This is a genomic window from Heyndrickxia acidiproducens DSM 23148, from assembly GCF_000374345.1.
Taxonomy (GTDB): Bacteria; Bacillota; Bacilli; order Bacillales; family Bacillaceae_C; genus Weizmannia; species Weizmannia acidiproducens.
Map to the genome: position 1 here is coordinate 1 of NZ_KB894059.1, position 5284 is coordinate 5284.

The window sequence follows — 5284 nt, forward strand, 5'->3', positions numbered from 1 at the left end:
GAAAATCTTATGGGGCGGTCTTTCATGCGGCCGATGAACGCCCGCAGGAGTAGATTTTCCGCCAGCGCAGTCTTTCATTCGCCTTATGAACGCCCGTGGATACGGAAAATCTTCCGACACGGTCTTTCATTTGCCCGATGAACGCCTGCAGGAGTAGATTTTCTTCCAGCGCAGTCTTTCATTCGCCTTATGAACGCCCATGGATACGGAAAATCTTGTGGGGCGGTCTTTCATGCGGCCGATGAACGCCCGCAGGAGTAGATTTTCTTCCAGCGCGGTCGTTCATTCGCCTTATGAACGCCCGTGGACGCGGAAATTCTTATGGGGCGGTTTTTCATGTGCCCGATGAACGCCCGCAGGAGTTGATTTTCTGCCTGTGCGGTCGTTCATTCGCCTTATGAACGCCCGTGGACGCGGAAAATCTTGTGGGGCAGTCGTTCATTCGCCTTATGAACGCCCATGGATACGGAAAATCTTATGGGGCGGTCTTTCATGCGGCCGATGAACGCCCGCAGGAGTTGATTTTCCGCCAGCGCAGTCGTTCATTCGCCTTATGAACTACCGCGGACGCGAAAATTCTTCCGACATGGTCTATCATGTGCCCGATGAACGCCCGCGAATGCTGATTTTTTGCCTGTGCGGTCGTTCATTCCCGTAATGAACGACCATGGATACGGAAAATCTACCGTGGCGGTTTTTCATGTGCCCGATGAACGACCATGGATTCCGGTTTTCCCCCTGTACGGTCGTTCATTCTCCCTTAGGGGAAGCAGCCAAATAGAGCATGGCCACCCAAGCTGGCATGAAATTGGCCAAACGAGAAACAGACTGTTTACTTAAGCAGTATGCACTTTCAATAAGCAAATGAGACTGCTGGATCAAGAGTTGGAAAGCCTGGATGAACCTCCGCGGGGACAGTCAAATGTTAAGATCCTCAGTGCCAGGAGGCAGGGCTTCGTTATCCACAAACTCTCCACATTTCGGGCAGCCGATCCATACATTATTCAAGTTGTATCCTACGTAGCCATGTGTAGTTTCCTAAATGTCCCATATTGTTTCCCACTCTACTTCAAAAATATGGCCGCAATGCTGGCAGTAAAATGTTGCGGATCCAAAATCCTCTTTCTTTTGTTTCTTCTTTTTTGCTTTCTTTGCACCCATTTTTATCATCCTTCTTTAAAATAATTGCATTTGCTCAGGCTTGCCGCTTTCTTTCCGGGTGAGCGCATAACCCATTGCCCGGTATCCTTTCAGACGTTTGGCATACATTCGCTTGAACACGGGAACTTTTATATCCACATAATCGTATACTTTTACTTCTTCTTTATTTGCATGATTACGATGAAGCCGTCCGGTGTATTGCTGGAGCGTCCCTTTCCAGGAGAACGGCATTGCTAAAAATAAAGTATCCAGCCGGGAATCATCGAATCCTTCCCCAATAAACTTGCCTGTCGCAATGATTAGCCGTTCCGAATCATCAGGTATGTTTTCAAGCCGCTCAAATATCAATTCCCGCTCTTTTTTAGATAAATTTCCGGACAGAACAATCAAATTTTTTACAAATCCCTTAAATTTGTTTTCTAAGATTTTTACATGTTCGACCCGTTCAGTCAGGATCATAGGGGAGCGGCCGGCCTCGAGTTCCAATAACACATCGTTAAATATTTGTTGATTTCTCTCATTATTCTCAGCTAACTCCTTGTAAAGTGTTTGTATATCCGAGTGGGGAGAAGTAAAGTTTGTTTTCTTTGCGATTAGTTTTTGGATAAACGGCCGGATTTTTGCCTGCGTCTTTGCATCTACTTTAAAACGAATGGATCCGCATTGCATGAAAATGATAGGATGGAGGCCGTCTTTGCGGATTGGTGTAGCAGAAAGCCCATAAACATATTTGGCGCGTATGTTCTTTAATACTTTTTCAAAAGTAAAAGCCGAAATATGATGGCATTCGTCTACAATCACTTGCCCGTATTGGGTAATAACGGATCGGGTCTGCCCGTTATGGTGCAGACTTTGAATGGTTGCCACATCAATTCTTCCAATTGCCTGCTTTTTACCGCCGCCGATTTGTCCAATTTCTTCTAGCGGAATGTTAAGAAAGGCCGCTAGTTTTTCTCTCCATTGCCGCTGGAGCTGGGTACGATCGACAACAATTAAAGTGTTGGTTTTATTTTTGGCGATAAGGGCAGCTGCGAGTACCGTTTTTCCAAATCCGGTCGGAGCAGAAAGTACACCATTGTGAAACACGGTGAACTGTTGCAGCGCTTCTTCCTGCAATGGCGTTAGTGACCCGTGAAACTTTATGTCTATCGGCTCCCCTTTGTAAGTTTCATCCACCCATTCTGCTTTTATCGTGTGTTCTTCCAGAAGTTGTTTCAGTTTGCCGCGGCATCCTCTTGGCAGAATAAACGTTTCTTCATTTTCATCATAACACTGAATCACTTTCTGAATGTGGTAAGTTGATTTTCTTTGTGCCTGTGCCTTATAGTAGGCAGGATTATGAAAGGAAGAAATGTTTTTTAGCTCAAGAAGGAGTGTATCAGAAAGCTCATTTTTCTTAATGTGCATCCCATTTTTTAACCGGATTGTTATTTTTTCCGGCAATATTTCATTCTCTTTCTCAAAGCCCAAAATATTTAATGCCTTTAATATGTCGCTTTTAGAGAGTCTCATGATAGTAGATAAATACAACCATTGATCCGGAAATGGTGTCCATGTCTGATCAACAAAGACACTGTTGCCTGCTTTTTTCGAATGGAGTTGAAGCGGCAGCGCAATTAAATTTCCAAAACCGCCTTTACTTAACGTATCTTGGTTTGGAAGCATACGGTCAAAAGAATCAAAGGCCAGATCGGGGTGCATTTTCCGTGCTGTTTCTAAAAGAGCATGTCCGAATTTTCTTGCGAGTGCTGCGGGAATGTTTTCAGTAAAAAAAATCCAGACATGGGCACCGTTACCTGACCGGGAACGCTCGATGTTTACCGGGACTTGAAAATTTGAACATACCTGTACAAATGCGGCAACATCTTCCCGCCAATCTTTTTTATCAAAATCCAGGACTAAAAGTGAACAAGTATCGTCCTTCTGAAGCGGATAGAGGCCAATGGTTTTCTTTCCGCTTAAATGATCATAGAGTACTTGGTTTGTCAGAGGCAGCAATTGGCGATTCGCGCAATCACTGCACAGGATGTCAGGCTTGCGGCAAATGGGTCTTTGCCACTCCAATTGGCAGGCAGGCGCATAGCCGGACTTCCCGTTTTTTGTCTCCCAGCGAACCGCGTATGTATCGGATCTGCCTTTAAATAGGAGCTTAAATAATGCAATTTTCTCCTCGGGTGATGAGCGTCTGGTAAGGATTTTATCGGGAGGGACCGCGAAAGCATGATGATTGCCATGCTGCATGATATACGACAGCAACTTTTTTAAATATTGGTTTTCTTTTTTCAGCCCTTCCAATTTAAATAGCTCTTTATACACTTCAAATCCCTCGTTTGTTCAATTTGTATAATTTATTTTAAAAGAATAGGTGCTATGGTTCAAAGTTTTTACCCAGTATTGGCCAGGCCGGTCAAAAACATACCCCATTCAAACGCCGTTCCTAGTGATCGCTGTGATGGAGTATGGGCATGATCAGGCGGAAAAATACATTGATATCCTTTTGAAAGGTACAAAAACGATCCGTTATTGTGATAAAATACTTGCCTATAGGTTAACTTGAGAACTTTTCATATTGGTGATTCCTTTTCTATAAAAGTGGTAGAGAACGACGAATAGGGATGCATAGTTTAAAAACAAGCATATGGCTATACCATATAATTTTAATTGTAAGATGAAGGAACAAATGAACATAAAAAGTAAGGAAATAGATTCGACAATGAACGATGCCCCAAGTACAAAATTACTTTGATCGATAGATTGCATTGCTGCCTTATAAATTTCAAATAATGGTCTAAATAAATTCGCAAATAACAGAAGCAATAGTATTTCTTCGGCATAATGAGCTAGATCTGATTGGTTAGTAAGAAAATGGATAAGAGGATTTTTAAAGAAGTAAGCCAAACAGCTTAAGATGAAAAAGAAAGACATAACAAGTACTGATGCGATTTTAGGAACATCGAGTAACTCTTGCTTTTTTCTCGATCCGTAATATTCGCTAACTATGGTAACAATAGCTGTTCCATACATATATGTTGGAATAAATGCAATTTGAAAAAGTTGAGTAACGAGTAAATAACCGGATAAAACCAAACCACCAATGTGTGAGAGTATCGCATTCAGACCAATAATAAAAATGCTTCCTTCAAGTATTTCTTGTCCCATAAATGTAAGGCTTTTAGTGAACATTAAATTCACTGAGATTGGACGATGTTTAAGGGAATTCATTAAGTCATTTCTTAATAGGACCGCGTATAGAATAATATCCAAAAAAATAGTGGAAACATCGGACAAGGCGGCTCCTCTTACGCCTAGTTGGGGAAAACCAAGCTTGCCAAAAATAAGAGTATAATTTAATCCGGTATGTATGAATGTAGTTGTCGTTGAAATTATAAAAATCCACTTTGTCATTTTCCTGATTTTCAAGCAGTTGGTTAGAGTAAAACTTATGAGCTGTAAAAGAATGTACCCACTGGCTATAAAAAGATAAGCATTTCCTGCATTTAGGGTAGACCCTGAAAAGCCATAAAACCCACTTAATAGGGAGAGTCTGCTAATAATAATAAGCAACGCAAATCCCGACCCAAGGATTGCATTTAATAGAAGTGATGAAATTAAATATTTATAATATTTATCTGGCTGATTCTTGCCCATCGCCCTTGAGCCCAATATATTAAACGTTATTGCAGCACTTCCCAGAACACCACTAATTGTATAAAGAAAATTACTAATCGTTCCGACGGATTGAAAAGCAGCGATCGAAACATGACCAAGCATCGCCTGATCAATTAATTGAATGATAAGAGCAAAAACAGAATTAGCAATTAAAGGAACAGCCAATTCATTTTGGTCAAGTCTTTTTTTGTGTGTAAATTCCTCTCAGTCGGGATAGAGTAATTAACCCGAATAAATGTCTGTCGCTTTGTTGGATTGGTCAGACGATTTCGGTTGTTTGGCTTTCCATTCAAAATAGTCCTCCATCTTCAAATAGCGGCGTCCTTCTGCCCATTTTTCATCCTTTTCCATGAGAACAGAACCCATTAGCCGGATTACGGAATCCCGGTTAGGAAAAATACGGATAACCTGTTCCCGACGGCGAAATTCTTCATTGAGTCGTTCCATGCCGTTT

The 5284-nt window shown here is 41.8% G+C and carries 4 protein-coding genes; all 4 read right to left on the reverse strand.

Annotation, left to right across the window (positions count from 1 at the left end):
• Positions 1–1038 precede the first annotated feature (1038 nt).
• The gene (locus C232_RS20440) at positions 1039–1161 is read right to left on the reverse strand and encodes a hypothetical protein (protein WP_018665483.1); all 123 of its coding nucleotides are present in this window, start codon (positions 1159–1161) and stop codon (positions 1039–1041) included.
• Positions 1162–1176: 15 nt separating this feature from the next.
• On the reverse strand, positions 1177–3477 hold the full coding sequence (locus C232_RS0117920) for a TOTE conflict system archaeo-eukaryotic primase domain-containing protein (protein WP_018665484.1): 2301 nt from the start codon (positions 3475–3477) through the stop codon (positions 1177–1179).
• 225 nt (positions 3478–3702) lie between these two features.
• Complete coding sequence (locus tag C232_RS19005; protein ID WP_018665485.1) at positions 3703–4995, reverse strand: MATE family efflux transporter; 1293 nt, start codon at positions 4993–4995, stop codon at positions 3703–3705.
• Positions 4996–5052: 57 nt separating this feature from the next.
• On the reverse strand, positions 5053–5284 hold a 232-nt coding region (locus C232_RS0117930; RefSeq protein WP_018665486.1), incomplete at its 5' end, for a transposase.

Excerpts from the sequence above, each read along its gene's own strand:
- C232_RS20440 (WP_018665483.1), bottom strand. The coding sequence starts at position 1,161 with ATGGGTGCAAAGAAAGCAAAAAAGAAGAAACAAAAGAAAGAGGATTTT.